We start from the raw sequence: 18,347 nt of genomic DNA, 5'->3' as shown, positions 1-18,347 counted from the left end.
AGTGGTGCCCTCGGCCAGACTCGAACTGGCACTCCGCAAGCGGCAAGGATTTTAAGTCCTTTGTGTCTACCAATTTCACCACGAGGGCATTTGTGAATTTCATGAGTATTTATGCTAATATTTATAATTGAACAAGTCCTATAAGTAAATTTTTATAATAAATTTTTATTTATTTTTAGTATTCATTAAATCTTTCAAAAATTCAAAATAAGTAAAAAAACCCTTAATTAAGTGAACAATATAAGTTGGTAATAATAAAAAGATAAATTTAATATTGGATTTAACCCATGGAAAGATTGTCAATAAAGTTGAGATCAAATTTATTATAGGCATAAATATTGGATAAAATATCAAAAAAAATGAATAAAATATTATTCGTCCTGTTAAATGAAAAAATTTTTTTTTATATAAGGTATAATATTGATGTCTACCCCACTTAGCATGATGGTTAAAAAAATCTTTAAAATTTTTTCTATCTTGATGATATACTTTAGCCTTATTAATAAGCATTATTTTCCCATTTTTTTCTCTAACTTTATTACATAAATCTACATCTTCTCCTGTTTCTAATTTTTCATCAAAAAAAATTTGATTATCAATTAAAAAATTCATTTTTATACTTAAATTACATGTTGGGAGGTGATAGGGCCTATCTATATTCCTTTTAAAATTTGGCTTAATAGATGTAAACCACGACAGGCAGCCATCTAAAACTTCCCATATATTAAAATTATTTTTAAAAAAACTTGGAATTACAGGACCACCAATAATGCTAATTAATTTATTCTTACTATGAAAATTTAAATGGTAATTAGCTATTTTTTTTTCAGGAATAACATCTGAGTCAATATATAGGATTGTATCAAACTTGTTTTTTGCATGTAGTAAACCTAAGTTTCGATTATGTGCTACAGTTTTTTTTTGCAAAGAATATAAAAATTTAATTCTTTTATTTAATTTAAGAATTAATTCTTTATTTTTAATTTTTTTTTTTCCATCTACAACTATTAATATAGATATATTTTTGTTGAGATTGATATTTTTAATTAAAGATAATAAATCTGTCTTAACATCATGATAAAGTATGCAAATTAAGAGATTACTTACCCTGGTTTTTTTTGATAAATTATATTTGGCCATTTAGAAGGTTTGTATAATACTGAAGTAATCATTGCACAATTATGAGTGCAGTGACATTTTTTGTTTTGAATATCTGTAATTTGTTTTTGTAATTCATTACTTTTTAATATTTGAGATAAAGGTTTTTCTTTTAAATTACCAACTTCAGGTAACATTTCACATGAAGCAACTCTTCCATCTCCCCAAACAACCATATGACTTTTACCAGCCAAGCAAGGTACAATTTGAGTTTGTTTTTTTAATGTTTCAATTGAAATTTTCCACAAATATCTATGATAATTTTTTAAAAGGTGCGCGGATAAATTGTTTTGACCGTAATCATAGGTTTCCAAAATATCAAACATTTTAACAGCAAGTTCATCAAGTTTTTCAAAACTTGGTAACTTTACACTTTCATCTAACGGATCGCCTCTTAACAGTATTACTGAATGAAAGTTAGCACCTCTGTTTTTAACTATTTTCATCAAAGGGATTATTTCGTCATAATTATCTTCATGAACAACAGTGATAAATCTTACTTTTATAAAAGGAATTTTCTTAAGTTCTTCATAAGCTTCCCAAACTTTATCCCAACTTTCTTTATTTTTTCTTACAATATTATGTGTTTTTTCAAGACCGTCCAAACTTAAATTAATAACTATTTCTGTATCCTTATTATCCATTTGGTTAATTTGATCAAATATATTTTTTTTCAACCATCCATTAGTTGGAATTGAAACAATTTGTTTTTTAAAAAGATTTACAATTTTATATAGGTCTTTTCTTAAAAATGGTTCACCCCCACCAATATCAAGCCAAAATAAATCATTAATATTTTTTGAAATATTTTCATAATCTTCATAACGTAAATCTTTTTTAGGATTAACAAAATCAACAAAACAATGTGCACATCTAAAGTTGCAATGATTAGTTACATGTAAAATTAAATGTTTTATTTTTTGAGAAAAATAATAAGAAGAAAAATGATTTAAAAAACTACCAAAATTATTCATATTTATTAGATAAAATTTATCATTTATAATTTATTTTAAATCTTAAAAAGGCCAAGTAACATAATTTTAACATATTAATAAAGTAATAAAACCTTCTTTTCATTTTAGTTTCACCTGTAATTCTTTCATAATATCTAACAGGTAGATCAATTAATTTATAGCCATAGAAAGATGAGGCAAAAATTATATTAAAATCGCCCCATATGTCATTTAATTTATTTCTAAGTCTAAATTCTTCAAATATTTCCCAATCAGATTTCTTAAAACATTTGGTGCCACACAAAGTATCACTAATGTTTGATGATGTAATATAAGTAATTAGATAAGAAAAAAACTTGTTACCTAAAATATTTAAAAACCTCATTGAATTATCTTCTAATTTATAAACTAGTCTGGTGCCATTAATAAGATCTCCATTTCCAATTGAAATCGCTGAATAAAAAGAATTTAGGTCCTCCATTTTTACTGTCAGATCTGCATCAAGAATTGCACAGTAAAAACCATCTGAATTTTTCACACCTATATCAACAGCTCTTGATTTACCTTTACCAACTCCATCTAAAACTTTTATATTAGTTTCTGGATTATCAATTTTTGCCTGAAGTATATTTTTTTTTGTTTGATCTTCACTTAAATCATCAACAAAAACTAATTGATATTTAAAGTTTAATTTAATTTTTGCCTCAGAAATGATGTTTTTAATATTTTCTGCTTCATTTTTACAAGGAATAATTAATGACATTAGTTCATTAGACGTTGACCTTTTTACCCTTTTTCTAAGATAGAAAATATTAGCAAAACTAAATAAAGATAAAAAAGGGAATATATTGACTAAGATTGATAATAATTTTGTTAATAAAGGTATTTCAAAAGGCAATGAAATATCATTTAATTTTTTTGAAGACTCATAATTAGTACAATTTAAAAATACATCAAACGTTTTTTTTGAAAAAAACAATGATTTTTTAAAATTTTTAATTAAACCTAAAAATGAAAAAATATTAAAAATATATTTCCAAGAGACACTAAAATAATTTATTATTATTTTAGTATCCTCATCTAATATTTTATCTATTGTATCTAAAAATTTAATTAAATTTATAAAATTATTTAAAGGTATTAAAATAACTATTATTTTTACTTTTTTTAATTTTTCAGAATTTGATTTTGAAAAAAAAATTTTTAATTCATTTTCACTATTCAAATATATAACTTGATCATTTTCTGAATATTTAATTGGTATTCTTCTTATAATAATTTTTTTTAAAATTGACTCCCATTTTGTTCTTAAAAAACTTTTATCTATAGTTTCTAAAACTATTTTTTCACTATGCATCGTATTGCAAAACCATTTCTTTAATAACTTTTTTTACATCATATTTAACTTTCCAATTAGGGAAATCCTTAATAAATTTATTATTATCGCTAATCCACCAAATGTGGTCACCTGTTCTATTCTTTTTAACAAATTTCAGTTTTGCCTTTATTCCTGAATATTCCTCAATTAAATTAATTGCTTCTAAAATAGAACAATTTGACTTTCTTGATCCCCCAATATTATAAACAGCCCCTTTTAATGGTTTTTTATAAAACTCCCAAAAAGCATTTACTAAATCTGATGAATGAAGATTATCTCTAACTTGTTTGCCTTTGTAACCATAAATATTATAAGTTTTTTTATTTACAATCGTCTTAACTAAATATGATAAAAAACCATGCAATTCTGCACCAGCATGTGCTGGACCAGTTAAACAACCACCTCTGAAACACACTGTCTTTAAGCCAAAATTTTTACCGTATTCTTGAACTAATATATCTGCTGATAATTTTGATGCTCCAAAAAAACTATGAACACATAAGTCAATGCTTAAACTTTCATTGATACCCTTATAAAATTTATGACTTTTTTTAAGCTCAAATCTAGTTTTTTTTTCTATCAATTTAAATTTGTTTGGATTATCGCCATAAACTTTATTTGTTGACATAAAAATAAATCTAGCAGTTGGAGAAAATTTTTTGGTTAATTCCAGTAAATTAAATGTTGATATTGTATTTACATCAAAATCCAGAAAGGGATTTTTGTAAGCCCAGTCATGTGATGGTTGAGCAGCACAATGTACAATAATCTTAATTTCTTTTTTATATTTAGAAAAAATATTCGTTAATTTTTTTTTATTTCGTATATCTATATTATGATGCTCATATGAATTAATGTGATTGTTTATCAAATCTTTTTTAATTTTAAATGTTGATCCTGATTTACCAAAGAAAAATTTTCTCAAATCATTGTCAATGCCAATTACTTTAAATTTTTTTTTAATAAAAAATTTGACAGTTTCTGAACCTATAAGTCCTGTTGACCCTGTTACTATACATATTTTTTTAAGCTTCATAATTACACAAGTTTATTTTAATAAAAATTAAATTATTAATATATTAGTTTATGTAAAGTAAAGTTATTTAATTTTAAAGAATTTGTATAATTTGATAAAAAAATGTCTATAAGATGTTGATCTGAATTAATATCACGATTATCTCTAATTATATAATTAATATTTTCTGATTTAAGATACTTATATAAATTTTTTTGGAGAGAATGTGGAGTTAAATCATTTATATAATTTTTATTATTTTTCCATGGTATTACTTGAAGCGGTGCATCAAAAATTACTAGATTAGTAAAACCATTTTTATATAAGTTTATTGAATGTTTTGAATTAACAAGAATTTTAAAGTTTTTTTCTTTTAAAAAAGATATCTTTTTTAGATCTTGTACTGTTTCTTTTTTTGAAAATAATTTAACATATAATTTTCGATTTTGATTTACTTGATCACCTTTTAAATAAAATGAAAAACTAAATACAGATAAAACTAAAAAAATTGATAAAAAAAATAGTTTATTTTTATCAATTGTGAATTGATTATTATCTAATAAAGAATTAATCATAAATAAAATTAATGAAAAAGATACTGGAAAGGAATATCTTTGAACCAAATGAATATCATCACCTACTGTAAATAAAATGATTAGGTAAAAAATAAAATATGAAATTAAAATAGAAAAGTTTAAAAATAAATTTTTTTTCTTAATAGTTAAAATCAAAACAAAAAAAATAATAATAAAGTAAATGTCTTTAAGAATTAAAGTGAGAAATTTAGTCAAATCACCAATGCTATTTATATTGATATAAGTATCAAATCTGTGAGAAGAGTATTCTACAGGGGCTCGAAAACCATCACCTAGAATAGGATACAATAATGTTCCAAGATGACTCCCAAGAGGCAACCACAAATGGATATAAATATAAACAACAAAGGAAAAATAATACTAAAGATAATATAAGCTTATTAATATTCAGTTTTTTATTTATCAAAAAATTTATACACAAGAAAAAAAAAATTAAAGAATTAAATATCAATGGAATTGGTTTGATCGCTAAAGATAATGTCAGTGACAAAATTATTATCGATATTCCAATTTTTTCTATGATTAAATCTTTTTTTATCAACAATGAATAACAACTTAAAATGGTGAAGGTATAAAAAATTAATATATATACACCAATAGTGTTTGCTAGTACTTTTGAACCTAACAAAGGAGATAAGAATAAAATTGTTAAACATATTATTTTAGTGAAAATATTTTTCACAAAAAATATTATTGAAACACTGGTTAATAATATCCCGAGTGAAGGTTCTATTATTGATAATAAACTAAAATCAAAATAACTTAATGATCCCTGCAGTGGAAATAAACCACCCAGACTATACATACGTCTAGCAGATAAAGGATCTATGGTTAAACTTCCATCAACAGCAGTTTTTTCTAAAAAAAATAAGTAAGCTTTGAGATCATCATTTCCATTTAATGCTGGAAAAAGAAAAAATCCAAAATAGTAATGAAATTAAAATAAATAAAGATAAGAATATCTTATCTGAGCGATTATCGATAATTCTTACAATATAATAAAAACTTAAAAAATAAATTGCTAGAACAGAAAATAGTCCCAGACTAATTGAAAATACTGAAAAAGTTAAACTTAAAGAAATAATTAAATTAATAAAAAAAAAGAATAAAAAAAAGGAATAAAAAATTTTTATTAACGGATTTTCATTTTCAAAATTATAAAAATTCATCTGAATTCTAAATTAAATATCTTTATCTAGTTTTATATATTCAATTACAACTTGTGCTCCATCATTTGAGAAGCATTTAAAGGTATATTCATTTTCGGAAAAAACTTCACTCATTGCTTTAAATTCACCAACTTTCCATCCCTCAAAATTATAAAATTCATCAAAACAAATAATTGCTCCATTTGAAAGATAAGGTTTAATATTTTTAAGTATAAATTTTGAAGTTTCATATGTGTCCATATCCATATGAATAAAATTAATTTTCATTTCAGGATTAGATTTAATAAAATCTGGCAATGTATCCTGCACCCATCCAATTTTTAAAGAAACATTATTATTTAAATTAGGAATTTTTTTATTTAAACTAAAATCTCCTGTACCATGAGCGTGGCCAAGCCAATCTTCGCTAAAACCTTCAAAGAAGTCAAAACCGTGCAATGATGTTTTTAATTTACTACTAAAAAAATTTGAGGACTCTCCAGTATAAACACCAAATTCAAGATAAAATTTACTTTCAGATGGATCATTTTTTAAAGCATTTTCAATAGCATATTTTCTCAATCTTTCTCTAGGTAAAAAAATAGCTTTATAAAAATATTTTTTAAAATATTCATAACAATCACTCATCTCTTCATTTATAAATCTTTGATATGCATAGTGACCTGGAGCAAAAACTAATGGGGCTGGTGTAGTGAAATTTCTAAATACTGTTCTAATTTTTTTAATCAAATTTAAAATAAATAAAGTTATTTTTTTTATATAATCAATCATTTTATATTAATTTGTAATGCTTCATCACATTAATAATAAATTCATTGTTGAACAAGCATAATAAGTAAATTTTTCAAATTATTATTAATTAGATACTTTACAGATCCAAATTCCGTACCCAGCATTACTATTAAAAATTTTTCTATTATAAATATATATAGCTGGATCAATAAAATTTAGATTTGATGATGGGCAAGGATTTATTAAACCATTTACACTAAATAAATCTAGAGAAGGCTTCATATTATATGTTTTAATTTCTTGATTATTTAATTTAATTTTTTCGCTTATCATAAAACCAAATGTAGGTATATGACGAATTTCATTTAAATTGCCATTTATAAAATTCTTTGTTTTAGCAAGTTCATTATGAAAAAAATAAATAGATAAAATATTTCTTGAAAAATACTGACCATAACCAACAAATACTGTTGAAATTAAAAAAAAGATAAATAATTTTTTTTTAATTAATAAAAATAAACTATTTTTTTCAACAATTAGATTGTATTGACTTATTAATAGAAAAGGCATAATTCCAATCAAAACATAATTACTCATTGCTGTCCGGGGACCAAAAAAATATAAAAAAGGCAATGACAATAATACAAAATAGTTTTTATGAATTGATGTAATCAAAATTATTACAAATGAAAAAAACCATAATGGTGTAAAATTTGATTTAATATAGTAAGTATAAAAATCATTTAACCAATTAGATTTAGTTCCATTAACCCAAGTGCCACTATTGTTTGTTAAGCCAATTAAATAATCAGATAAAGAATATGGATAAATATAAGTCAGTAATATAAAGAAAATAAAAAAACCTAATGAAATTTTAATAAAGTTTTTAAATATTTTCTTAAAATAGAATAAAAGAGAAAATAAACCTAAAAAACAAAATATAGTAGGCTGACAGTAAAATAATACAGCAAATAAACATCCAGTTATAAAACTATAATTTTTTTCATAAGCAAAAATTAATAAAATTGATATAAAAATTGTAAAAAATTCTGGCCTAAATTGTAATGATATTTGTAATAAAGATATAAATAAAATTACAAGTAATGTTAAAGCTTGATTATTTTCTTTTTTATTTAAAATTTTAAAACTGACCAAAGATGTAAAAATCAAAATTATAAAATTAAATAAAAAAATTCCTCTTAATGAACAAAAATAATTAAATTTAGCAATCAAATATTGATATAACCATCCATGGTTAACCCAATTAATATTTTCAGAATATCGTAACTCTTCGCCTGTTCTAGTTCCAACAAACAAATTATCTCTACATATGTTGAAAGAGAGTTTTAAGAACCAAACGCTATCTCCATAAGGAGATGGCATGAGAAAAATAACTTGAATTAAAAATAAAACAAAAAAAAATAATAAAAGAATATTTTTTAAGAAAGCTGTCTTAAAAATCATTTTTTGTAAAATTTGATTGTTTTAATTAAACCTTTTTTTAAATTTATTTTTGGAAAATTCTTAATTATTTTTTTGATTTTTTTAACACTAGGGTAAAATTTTAAAGACTCATCCGATCTTAGTTTGATTTTTCCATATTCAGGTTTACCTTTTTTTATTATTTTATTTATGGTGTCGATAACAGTATAAACTTTCACTGGTTTTCCTGAACCTAAATTATAAATTTGACCTAAAACTTTGTTGCTATTTAAAGAAAAAATAATTGCGTCAATCACATCATCTATATAAACAAAATCTCTAATTTGCTTACCATTTGAACAAGGGAAATTATTATCTTTAAGACAATTTTTTATTATTGCAGGAATCAATCTGTTAGTATCTTGATTTGGGCCATAAGCTAAATAAATTCTAAATACTAATGATGGGAAATTATATTTTTTCCAAAGATCAATAACATAGTTGGATGATTTTAATTTACCTTTTATATAAGTTGTGTGCATTTTTCCCTTATAAGGGTCACCTTCTTGGTGAGGAGATTTAGAAAAACCATACTCAACACTACTGCCTATTTGTACAAATTTTTTAATATTTTTCTTTAAAAGAATTTTGCATAGATTTTTTGTTCCATTAAAATGGGTTAAAAATACCTTTTTGCTATTAGAATGATCAACATAACCTCCTGCATTAATCACATAATCAAAGTTTTGATTTTTTAAAACAAGACTTAACTTATTAAAATTGTTTAAATCACATTTTAAATATTTAGCCTTCTTAAAGTAATGAGTTTTTCTTGGTGAATTTAAAGATAGACTGGTTACTGAATATTTTTTTTTTAAAAATCTATTGACTAAATGATGGCCTAAAAAGCCTGTACCACCTACAATTAAAATTTTTTTATTCGATGATTTCATTAATAATATATCTGGGTCTATTTTTTACTTCTAAATATATTTTAGCAATATATTCAGAAATAATGCCAAGAATAAAAATAGTTAAGCATGAAAAGAAAACAAGTAAAAAGCTTACAGCTGTAAGACCTTTAGGCATAACTAAATCACCTGAGGTAATTCCAAAGATAAATAACATTTTTGCGGTTAATAAAAATAATAAATATAAAAATGAGCAAAAAGAAGTAATGATTGCAATTACCAAAGCTAACCTTAACGGAACCAATGTAAACGAAAAAAAACCATCTAAAGCTAATAAAAAAGAATTATAAAAAGAAAACTTTGTAGCACCATAAATCCTCTTAAGTTCCTGATACTCTATTCCTGTTTGTTTAAAGCCAACCCATGTTCTTAATCCTCTTAAAAATATTATATTTTCTCTAAAAGTCTTTAGAGTATCTAAAACCTTTTTATTCATTAAACACAGATTTCCTGACTGTCGAGGCATTTTCACTTCACTTGTTTTTGAATAGATAAAATAAAATAATTTATAAAAAAATTTCATTAAAAAGGATGCTTCTCTTTTCTTTTTAACTCCATAAACTACATCATACCCTTCGCTCATTTTTTTTGAAAATAATTCTAATAATTCTGGGGGATCTTGTAGGTCACCATTAATGATAAATAAATTTTCTTTTTTCATATACTTTATTCCTGCCATGATCGCATTTTCTTGCCCAAAATTTCTTGAAAATGAGATAATTTTAACTTTTTCATTAATTAAGTTTATTTCTTTTAAAATTTTCAAACTATTGTCAATCGAACCATTATCTATAAAGATAATTTCATAATCTTCTAAATTTAATTTATTTAAAATAGACTCTAGTTTTTTATATAATTCTGGAATATTTTTAGATTCATTATAAGAAGGAATCACTATAGATAAACTTTTGATCATTTTTAATTCGATAATAATAATTAATTTAAATAATCATTTATATATAATTGAACAGAACTAATAAGTAAAATTTTTAATTTATCTAGAGGGATACAGGTTTAAATAGAAAACACAAAATTAATTTAATTTCAACCAATTCAAATCATAAATTTTTTTTCCAAGATATCTAATACCTGCCAATGTATGATGATTGTCATTATAATTTATTTTTTCACTTAAAGCGGTATAAATTTCACATGTTTTACTATCATAATCGCATTGATACAAACTTTTATCTAAAAGTTTAAGATTATATTTTTCTGATATATTTTTAAGTTTATTATTAAATCTATTTCTCTTTCTGTCATTAATCATAAAATCAAAATATTCTTTTTTCAAAATTAAAATTTCTTCACTATTGGGTAATCTTTTATTATCTATAATAAACTTATCAAGGAGAGTTACATCTCTTTTGCCAGTTGATGGAAGATTAACATTTTCGTTTGTTAAAATTATTTTTTTATTTGTTTTTGATAGCTTAGTTAATAAATTGTCTAAAAGTAAAATATCTGATTTTGACCATCGGTTAGAAAATAATATTATATCAGACTTATCAAAATATTCTGAGACCTTACCTTTATTTGAGTTTAATCTATTTAAATTATCATCTATAAATTTTAAACTAACCACATGTAAATTATTTTCTTTTGTAAAATTTGGATTAGTTCTAAGCATTAGATAAAAATCTGCAGCATGAGAGTTACCCGCTACAAGTATATTTGTTTTTAAATCACTAAAGGCAGAAAATCTACCATGATGATAACCTATTCGCTTAAAAACCAAATCCACTTCTTTGCGATAAAAAACATTATCTATATTTACTTTTTCGTAAATATTTTCTTGATAACCTTTTCCTTTGTAAAGAATAATAATTGATAAAACAATAATCATTATCAAGATTGATATTGTATATAAAAAAAGAACTTTATTAGTTACAATTTTTTTATTACGAAAAGGTTTTTCAATATAATAAAAAGTAATTATAGAAATAATAATAGATATAATAATTATTAATATTTTGTAAAAATCATTTTCCTTAGAAAAAAATATATACTCATAAAAAGAAAAGATGGGATAATGCCATAGATATAATGAATAAGAAATAAGACCAATAAAAACAAAAAATTTTAATGATAAAAAATTAGATAAAATATCTTCTTTATTATTGAAGAATATAATTAAGCCGGTACCAATAATAACTGGTATCGTTTGATATGATGGTAAAGAAATTTGGTCATTCAATAAAAAAATTGAAGCAATTATTAAAAAAAAACCAAAAAAATTTAGATAACTATTATAAAATTTTCGTTTTAAATTTGGGTGTCTAAATTCCAATATTGATATAATTGAACCTGCTAATATTTCCCATAATCTTACATTTAAAAAATAAAAATTATAAATTGGATAGAATTTTGAAATATAAATTGTTGAAACAAAACTTAAAAAAAAAATTGAACAAACAATTAATAATATATTCTTCTTAGTAAATTTATAAATAAAAATTAAAAATAAAGGAAATAAAATATAAAATTGTTCTTCTACAGACAACGACCACGTATGCAATAATGGTTTCAATGATGCATCAGGTCCTCCATAAATTAGTCCACTCTGAAAAAAATAAAAATTAGAGGAAAATATTAATGTAGAAAATATTGAATTTATAAAATCATTTAAACTACTTTGTAGATAAAAAAAATATGCCACAGGTATACAAACTAATATTACAACCAATAGCATTGGAACTATTCTTCTTATTCTTCTGATATAAAAGTCTTTCAAAGAAAAACTATTATTTAAAAGGCTTTTATATATTAATGAGGTTATTAGGTAGCCAGAAATTACAAAAAAAATATCTACTCCTAAAAAACCACCTTGAAATATTTCATGATTATTAATTGTAAATTCAGCATGATAAAAAACAACTGACATAACTGCAATTGCTCTTAATCCATCAATTTCTGGTCTGTAATTTAATTTCATTTTTTAGATCAATAGATAAATTTTTTTTAAATTTAAGGTAAAACAAATAAATTAAAACTTACTACTATCCTGTCGTCATCTGATTGATTTGGCAAAACAGAATGTGGTAAATATGATGGAAAAATTAAAAGATCACCTTCCTCTATTTCAAGCTCAGCCACAAGTCGGTTAAGTTCATTAGGAGTGTCTCTGGGTGGAAACTTATCTCTACTAATACTGTGTGGATTTACTACTCTAAAATTTCCACAGTTTTTTGGTGCTTTTACATAATAAGCTGCACTTAAATTTGAATTCGGATGTATATGCTCAGTATTAAAATTTCCTTTTTTATTTATTATTGCCCACATACCAGAGCATCTTACTTTTTGAGGATTGAATATCCAACCATATGAATTAAATACATCTACTATATGTGGTTGAATTTTGATTAAAAATTTATACCCAAGATTGTCTTTATTTAAAAGATCAAAAAAAGGGGAATGCCAACCATTAACATTGCTTAATCTCTGCCCTTTTGAATCATTTTTTTGTAAATCATAAATATATTTTGAAAATTGCTCATTAATACTTTTGTGGTCATCCAGCTTATAATGAAAAACAGGATGAGGAAAAAATGTATTTAATTTTTTTTTCATTTTTAAAACAGTTCTTTTTTAATTTATTTGAAGGACTTTAATCCTCTAAAAAGATATTGCTTATCTAAATCACAATCTTTATAACCTCGCTTTACTATATTCAAGTACCTTTCCGTTGGAAATTTAAAAGATGTTTTTTTAACCATCGTATAGGTCATTACTCTTTTTCCATAATAATAAAAATAATGCTTTTTATATAAAGTTGGAAAATCTTCATAAATATCTAGTTTTTTTTCATCACTTTTTGAAATTTCAAATAATCCACCTGGCACAATTGAATTTTTTTTAGGTTCAATGTCTGCTGCTCTATATTTGCTTCTAAATGTTAGTTTAAAATTTTTCAAATTTATCTTTTTTAAAAAAATACTGTCTTTACATCTTCTTTTCATCTGAAAATGATGCAGGTTACTACCGTAAGCAAAATACAACATATTAAACTACCTTTTTAATTTTTGACAAAACTGAAATATATTTTGAATAATCTCTATCTGTATTTTTAAAATCTATAAACTTTAAATTATTTTTTTGAAATTCTTTAGGAATATCAACCGTAAAATTATCTTTATCATCAATTAAATCTTGACCTCCTCCAGTATATTTATCTTGATAATACGCATCATTCTCTTTTACAGTAGTTGTGGGAATTCTAAACATAAATTTACAATTTTCACATCTAACTAATTTTGTAACAAAAAATTTTTTTGAAATAACTTTATATTGTAAGCTATTACAATAAGTACATTGTTTGTTTCTTCTAAAAAAATTTTTTATAAAAGATGAAGAAAAATATTTAATTCTAGTTAGTATAATGTCTTTTTTCAAAAAATATTATCTTTCCACTATTTGTATTTTTTTTTGGTTCACAAATTTTAAAATTTGTGAATTACAATTATTAATTTTAGACTGATCTTCAGATCTAATTACAATGGAAACACCCAACTTTCCAGCTTGGAAAAAAGGATAACTTCCAATTTCAACATCTTTATTATTATTTTGAACTTTAGTTAAAGAGTCAGCAATTTCACTTTCAACTGTTTTAAGGCTTATGGTTAAACTTAAAATAGGTTCACCTCCAACAATACTATTAGTTAAACCACCTAACATAGATTTTAAAATTGATGGAACTCCTGGTAAACAGAATACATTTTTAACATTAAAACCTGGAGCACCACTTGTAGGATTTAAAATTAAATTTGCATTTTCTGGCATCCAAACCATTTTTTGCCTACCTTCGTTAAATTCACCTGGTTTATAATAGGCCTCTAAAATTTTAAATGCTTCTTTATGTATTTCGTATTTTAATCCAAATGCTTTTGAAACAGACTCGGCCGTAATGTCATCATGTGTAGGACCAATACCTCCTGTTGTAAAAACATAATCATAAGTTGTCTTTAATAAATTAAGTGTATCAATTATTGTTTTTTCAATGTCTGGAATAACCCTGACCTCTCCCACTTTAACCCCAATTGAATTTAGCCAAGTTGCTAAAGTTGAAGTGTTGGTATCTTGAGTTCTGCCAGATAAAATTTCATTACCTATAATTAATATTGCGGCATTAACTTTTGTGTTTTTGGTCATTTTAAATGTATAATTTAAAAATGGAATTTACCAAGTCTTTAATAAAAGGCAAATTAATCAAACGTTACAAACGTTTTTTTGCTGATGTTAAATTAACAAAAGAAATAGTTACAGCACATTGTCCTAATACAGGATCGATGAAAGGTCTGTTAGATGAAGGAAATGATGTCTATGTGCTTCCAAATAATGATCCTAAAAGAAAACTTAAATACGGACTTGAAATTATTAAAACAAGAAAAAACCTGGTTGGTGTTAATACCCACATGGCCAATAGAATAGCCCAACACGCTTTAGAAAATAATCTTATTAAAGAACTTAAAAACAATGATCTAATTAAACCAGAGGTATTTTTCAATAAAGAGACTAGATTTGATTTTTTAATTGAGAAAAATAAACAAAAGAGCTTTGTAGAGGTTAAAAATGTTACCCTTTTTAGAAATAAAGATACAGCTGAGTTTCCAGATGCTGTGACAGCACGTGGCACCAAACACTTGCTCACTCTTATTGATGCCATAAAAAAAGGTTATAAAAGCTACTTATTATTTTTAGTTCAAATCCAAAACATGGAAAAGTTTAAGATAGCTAAAGATGTTGATGCTGAATATTATAAGAATTATCTAATTGCTAAAAAGGCAGGAGTTAACTTTTTAGCCTATAGATGTGATATAAGTTCTAAAAAAATTTTTATAGATAAAAAACTGAAGATTATTGATGAATAATTATAAAGAAAAATTTGAAAAAATGAGAGTAGCTGGAAAGTTGGCAGCTCAAACTTTAGATATGCTGACTGATAATATTAAGGAAGGTGTATCAACAGATCATATTGATAAATTAGGTTACGAATTTATTAGAGATAACGGTGGATACTCTGCCCCGCTTTATTATAGGGGTTTTACAAAATCTTTATGTACATCTTTAAATCATGTTGTCTGCCACGGTATTCCATCAGATAGGATTTTAAGAGATGGTGATGCAATCAATGTGGATGTTACAGCCATTGTTAATGAACATTATGGAGATACAAGCAGAATGTTTTCAATCGGTAATACCTCTGTTAAATTAAATAATCTTATAGATGCAACTCACGAGTTTATGATGAGAGCAATTAAGATATTAAAACCCGGAATTAGATTAGGAGATATAGGATATGAAATTCAATCATTCGTTGAAGATAAAGGTTTTTCAGTTGTAAGAGATTTTTGTGGTCATGGCATAAGCACTACGTTTCATGAACCACCAAACATCTTGCATTATGGGAGCAAAAATTCAGGCATGGATTTAAGACCTGGAATGACTTTTACAATTGAGCCCATGATTAATACGGGCAAATATGATGTTAAAATGTTAAATGATGGTTGGACAGCTGTTACAAAAGATAAATCTTTATCAGCACAATTTGAGCATACATTGGGAATTACTGAAAATGGTTATGAAATCTTTACAGAATCTGCTAAAGGTTATTCGAAGCCCCCATACTTATAATTAATGATTAAAAGATACTCTCGAAAAGAATTAACTGACATTTGGTCAGAGGTAAATAAATATAAAATTTGGCTAGATGTCGAAGTTGCAGCTGCTGAAGCAATGGAAAAACTTGGTCAAATTCCAAAAGGAGTTGCTTCAGTTGTAAGAAAAAAAGCTAAAATAAATGTAAGCAGAATTCACAAAATTGAGGCTGAAGTTAAACATGATGTTATAGCCTTTCTAACATCTGTTACTGAAAGAGCTGGAATTAAAGCTAGATACTTACACCAAGGAATGACTTCATCAGATGTATTGGATACAAGTTTTAACATTCAAATGGTTCAGTCTGGTAAAATAATCCTAAAAGACTTAGATCAAATTTTAAAAGTTCTTAAAAAACAAGCCAAGAAATACAAATTCACACCATGTATGGGTAGAAGCCACGGTATTCATGCTGAACCAGTCACATTTGGTTTAAAATTAGCTTCGTTTTATGAAGAATTTAAAAGAAATAGAAAAAGATTAGTTGATGCAATAGATGAAGTGTCAACTTGTGCAATATCTGGTGCTGTTGGAACTTTTGCTAATATTAATCCTAATGTTGAAAAACATGTTGCAAAAAAATTAGGTTTAAAAGTTGAGCCAATTTCAACTCAAGTAATACCAAGAGATCGTCATGCTTTTTATTTTTCAATACTAGGTATTATCGCTGGATCAATTGAAAGAGTTGCTGTTGAGATTAGACATTTACAAAGAACTGAAGTTTATGAAATGCAAGAATTTTTTTCAAAAAATCAAAAAGGTTCGTCTGCAATGCCACATAAAAAAAATCCAATATTAAGTGAAAACTTAACAGGGCTTGCAAGAATGGTTAGGAGCGCAGTAATTCCTGCTTTAGAAAATATTGCTCTTTGGCACGAAAGAGATATTTCTCATTCAAGTGTTGAAAGGAATATTGGACCTGATGCAAATATTACAACCGATTTTGCATTAGTAAGATTAACTAACATTTTAGATAACATGATCGTTTATCCGAAAAAAATGTTAGAAAATTTAAATATCACTAAGGGATTAATTTTTTCACAAGAGGTAATGCTTGAATTAACAAAGTCTGGGTTAAGTAGAGAACAATCTTACCGAATGGTTCAAAATTATGCAAAAAAATGCTTTGCTGAAGACTTAGACCTATTTGATGTTATTAGTTCAGATAAGTTAATTATGAGCAAAATCACTCCTAAAAAACTAAAATCTATATTTAGTTACGCAAAACACTTTAAAAATGTAAATTTCATCTTTAGAAGAGTTTTTAAATAATGAAAAAAGGAAAAAAACTATACGAAGGTAAAGCTAAAATCATTTATACAACAAATGATAAGAATTTAGTTATTCAATATTTTAAAGACGACGCTACCGCGTTTAACAATCAAAAAAAATCTACTATTGAAGGAAAAGGAGTTTTAAATAATAGAATTTCAGAACATATCCTTTCAAATCTATCTCAGATAGGAATTAAAAATCACTTGGTTAAAAGACTCAATATGAGAGAGCAAGTAATTAAATTTGTTGAGATAATTCCAATTGAATTCATTGTTAGAAATGTTGCAACTGGATCTATTACTAAAAGATTAGGTATTGAAGATGGAACAATATTAAAAGAACCTCTTATTGAATACTGTTTAAAAGACGACAAGTTAGGTGATCCATTAATAGCAGAAGAACATATCTTGGCTTTTGATTGGGCTACAAAAAAAGAAATCGAGAAAGTTAAGAAAATGATTTTAAGAATTAATGACTTTATGATCGGCATGTTTAGAGGTGTTGGAATTAAATTAATTGATTTTAAATTAGAATTTGGAAGATTAAAAGTTAACGGTAAAGAAGAGATTATACTTGCTGACGAAATTAGTCCTGATACTTGCAGACTTTGGGACAGCATTACTGATAAAAAGTTAGATAAAGACAGATTTAGAAAAAATTTAGGTGATTTAATTCCTGCGTATACAGAGGTTGCTAAAAGACTTGGAATACTTCACGAACAATCAAATGTTTCTGCGGTGAATGTTACAAAATTATCTTCAGTAAAAAGGAAGCGTAAATGAAAATTTCTGTAATTATTACACTTAAAAAAGATGTGCTAGATCCTCAAGGAAAAGTTATTCACCAAACATTGGTTGGAATGGGATTTAACGACATTAATGAAGTAAGACAAGGTAAATACTTTGAAATTGACACTAAAGAAAGTGATCCCAAAAAAGCTAAAGCTAATGTTGAAGAAATGTGTAACAAACTTTTAGCAAATCTAGTTATTGAAAATTATAAAATTATTGATGTACAATAATTG

At 24.9% G+C, this 18,347-nt stretch carries 20 protein-coding genes and 1 tRNA gene; 6 read left to right on the top strand and 15 right to left on the bottom strand.

The features are described from left to right. Window positions 1–2: 2 nt before the first annotated feature. The 6 genes from ACIJYB_RS02785 to ACIJYB_RS02760 form a co-directional block, all read right to left on the bottom strand. A tRNA-Leu gene (locus tag ACIJYB_RS02785) sits at window positions 3–88 on the bottom strand. Between the two features lie 77 nt (window positions 89–165). Then, a complete protein-coding gene (locus ACIJYB_RS02780; RefSeq protein WP_435152088.1) occupies window positions 166–1,140 on the bottom strand; it encodes a glycosyltransferase in 975 nt (324 codons plus the stop codon). Beyond that, window positions 1,104–2,132, bottom strand: coding sequence for a radical SAM protein (locus tag ACIJYB_RS02775; RefSeq protein WP_435152087.1), 1,029 nt, complete (start codon window positions 2,130–2,132; stop codon window positions 1,104–1,106). Before ACIJYB_RS02775 ends, ACIJYB_RS02780 begins: the two co-directional genes overlap by 37 nt. Window positions 2,133–2,151: 19 nt before the next feature. After that, on the bottom strand, window positions 2,152–3,468 hold the full coding sequence (locus tag ACIJYB_RS02770; protein ID WP_435152084.1) for a glycosyltransferase family 2 protein: 1,317 nt from the start codon (window positions 3,466–3,468) through the stop codon (window positions 2,152–2,154). Next, window positions 3,461–4,525: an NAD-dependent epimerase/dehydratase family protein gene (locus tag ACIJYB_RS02765; RefSeq protein ID WP_435152082.1), complete on the bottom strand. Its 1,065-nt coding sequence runs from the start codon at window positions 4,523–4,525 to the stop codon at window positions 3,461–3,463. Before ACIJYB_RS02765 ends, ACIJYB_RS02770 begins: the two co-directional genes overlap by 8 nt. A 35-nt stretch (window positions 4,526–4,560) precedes the next feature. Then, window positions 4,561–5,388: a hypothetical protein gene (locus ACIJYB_RS02760; RefSeq protein WP_435152080.1), complete on the bottom strand. Its 828-nt coding sequence runs from the start codon at window positions 5,386–5,388 to the stop codon at window positions 4,561–4,563. Window positions 5,389–5,390: 2 nt separating this feature from the next. Here ACIJYB_RS02760 and ACIJYB_RS02755 point away from each other — a divergent pair, with 2 nt between their 5' ends. Continuing rightward, the gene (locus ACIJYB_RS02755; protein WP_435152077.1) at window positions 5,391–5,651 is read left to right on the top strand and encodes a hypothetical protein; all 261 of its coding nucleotides are present in this window, start codon (window positions 5,391–5,393) and stop codon (window positions 5,649–5,651) included. A 630-nt stretch (window positions 5,652–6,281) separates the two neighbouring features. Here the strand turns inward: ACIJYB_RS02755 and ACIJYB_RS02750 are convergent. The 9 genes from ACIJYB_RS02750 to ACIJYB_RS02710 form a co-directional block, all read right to left on the bottom strand. Further along, window positions 6,282–7,040, bottom strand: coding sequence for a class I SAM-dependent methyltransferase (locus ACIJYB_RS02750; RefSeq protein ID WP_435152074.1), 759 nt, complete (start codon window positions 7,038–7,040; stop codon window positions 6,282–6,284). Between the two features lie 84 nt (window positions 7,041–7,124). Continuing rightward, complete coding sequence (locus tag ACIJYB_RS02745; protein ID WP_435152072.1) at window positions 7,125–8,465, bottom strand: hypothetical protein; 1,341 nt, start codon at window positions 8,463–8,465, stop codon at window positions 7,125–7,127. Further along, entirely contained in the window at window positions 8,462–9,376 is a 915-nt protein-coding gene (locus tag ACIJYB_RS02740; protein ID WP_435152069.1) for an NAD-dependent epimerase/dehydratase family protein, read from the bottom strand. Before ACIJYB_RS02740 ends, ACIJYB_RS02745 begins: the two co-directional genes overlap by 4 nt. Continuing rightward, window positions 9,360–10,310 carry a glycosyltransferase family 2 protein gene (locus tag ACIJYB_RS02735; RefSeq protein ID WP_435152066.1) on the bottom strand — a complete coding sequence of 317 codons (951 nt, stop codon included), beginning with the start codon at window positions 10,308–10,310 and terminating at the stop codon, window positions 9,360–9,362. Before ACIJYB_RS02735 ends, ACIJYB_RS02740 begins: the two co-directional genes overlap by 17 nt. Before the next feature lie 117 nt (window positions 10,311–10,427). Further along, window positions 10,428–12,329: an acyltransferase family protein gene (locus ACIJYB_RS02730; protein ID WP_435152064.1), complete on the bottom strand. Its 1,902-nt coding sequence runs from the start codon at window positions 12,327–12,329 to the stop codon at window positions 10,428–10,430. Between the two features lie 32 nt (window positions 12,330–12,361). Beyond that, window positions 12,362–12,964: a 2OG-Fe(II) oxygenase family protein gene (locus ACIJYB_RS02725; protein ID WP_435152061.1), complete on the bottom strand. Its 603-nt coding sequence runs from the start codon at window positions 12,962–12,964 to the stop codon at window positions 12,362–12,364. 23 nt (window positions 12,965–12,987) lie between these two features. Next, complete coding sequence (locus tag ACIJYB_RS02720) at window positions 12,988–13,395, bottom strand: gamma-glutamylcyclotransferase family protein (RefSeq protein WP_435152058.1); 408 nt, start codon at window positions 13,393–13,395, stop codon at window positions 12,988–12,990. Window position 13,396: 1 nt separating this feature from the next. Further along, window positions 13,397–13,786, bottom strand: a complete 390-nt coding sequence (locus tag ACIJYB_RS02715; protein WP_435152056.1) for a hypothetical protein — start codon at window positions 13,784–13,786, stop codon at window positions 13,397–13,399. A gap of 6 nt (window positions 13,787–13,792) precedes the next feature. Next, entirely contained in the window at window positions 13,793–14,542 is a 750-nt protein-coding gene (locus ACIJYB_RS02710) for a competence/damage-inducible protein A (protein WP_435152053.1), read from the bottom strand. A 20-nt stretch (window positions 14,543–14,562) separates the two neighbouring features. Between ACIJYB_RS02710 and sfsA the strand changes: the two genes are divergently transcribed. The 5 genes from sfsA to purS are packed head-to-tail and all read left to right on the top strand — an operon-like array spanning window position 14,563 to window position 18,344. Next, window positions 14,563–15,261: a DNA/RNA nuclease SfsA gene (gene sfsA / locus ACIJYB_RS02705; protein ID WP_435152511.1), complete on the top strand. Its 699-nt coding sequence runs from the start codon at window positions 14,563–14,565 to the stop codon at window positions 15,259–15,261. After that, window positions 15,254–16,024 (top strand): type I methionyl aminopeptidase, encoded by a 771-nt coding sequence (map, locus tag ACIJYB_RS02700; RefSeq protein ID WP_435152051.1) that lies wholly within the window; start codon window positions 15,254–15,256, stop codon window positions 16,022–16,024. Before sfsA ends, map begins: the two co-directional genes overlap by 8 nt. Window positions 16,025–16,027: 3 nt before the next feature. Further along, entirely contained in the window at window positions 16,028–17,320 is a 1,293-nt protein-coding gene (gene purB / locus ACIJYB_RS02695; protein WP_435152048.1) for an adenylosuccinate lyase, read from the top strand. Continuing rightward, window positions 17,320–18,105, top strand: coding sequence for a phosphoribosylaminoimidazolesuccinocarboxamide synthase (gene purC, locus ACIJYB_RS02690; RefSeq protein WP_435152046.1), 786 nt, complete (start codon window positions 17,320–17,322; stop codon window positions 18,103–18,105). Before purB ends, purC begins: the two co-directional genes overlap by 1 nt. Continuing rightward, window positions 18,102–18,344, top strand: a complete 243-nt coding sequence (gene purS, locus ACIJYB_RS02685; protein WP_435152043.1) for a phosphoribosylformylglycinamidine synthase subunit PurS — start codon at window positions 18,102–18,104, stop codon at window positions 18,342–18,344. Before purC ends, purS begins: the two co-directional genes overlap by 4 nt. Window positions 18,345–18,347: the final 3 nt, after the last annotated feature.

The sequence above is a fragment of the Candidatus Pelagibacter bacterium nBUS_44 genome (assembly GCF_051200895.1).
Classification (GTDB): Bacteria; Pseudomonadota; Alphaproteobacteria; order Pelagibacterales; family Pelagibacteraceae; genus Pelagibacter.
The sequence above is the reverse complement of the archived record's forward strand: the minus strand, read 5'-3'. Positions and strand labels throughout refer to the sequence as shown.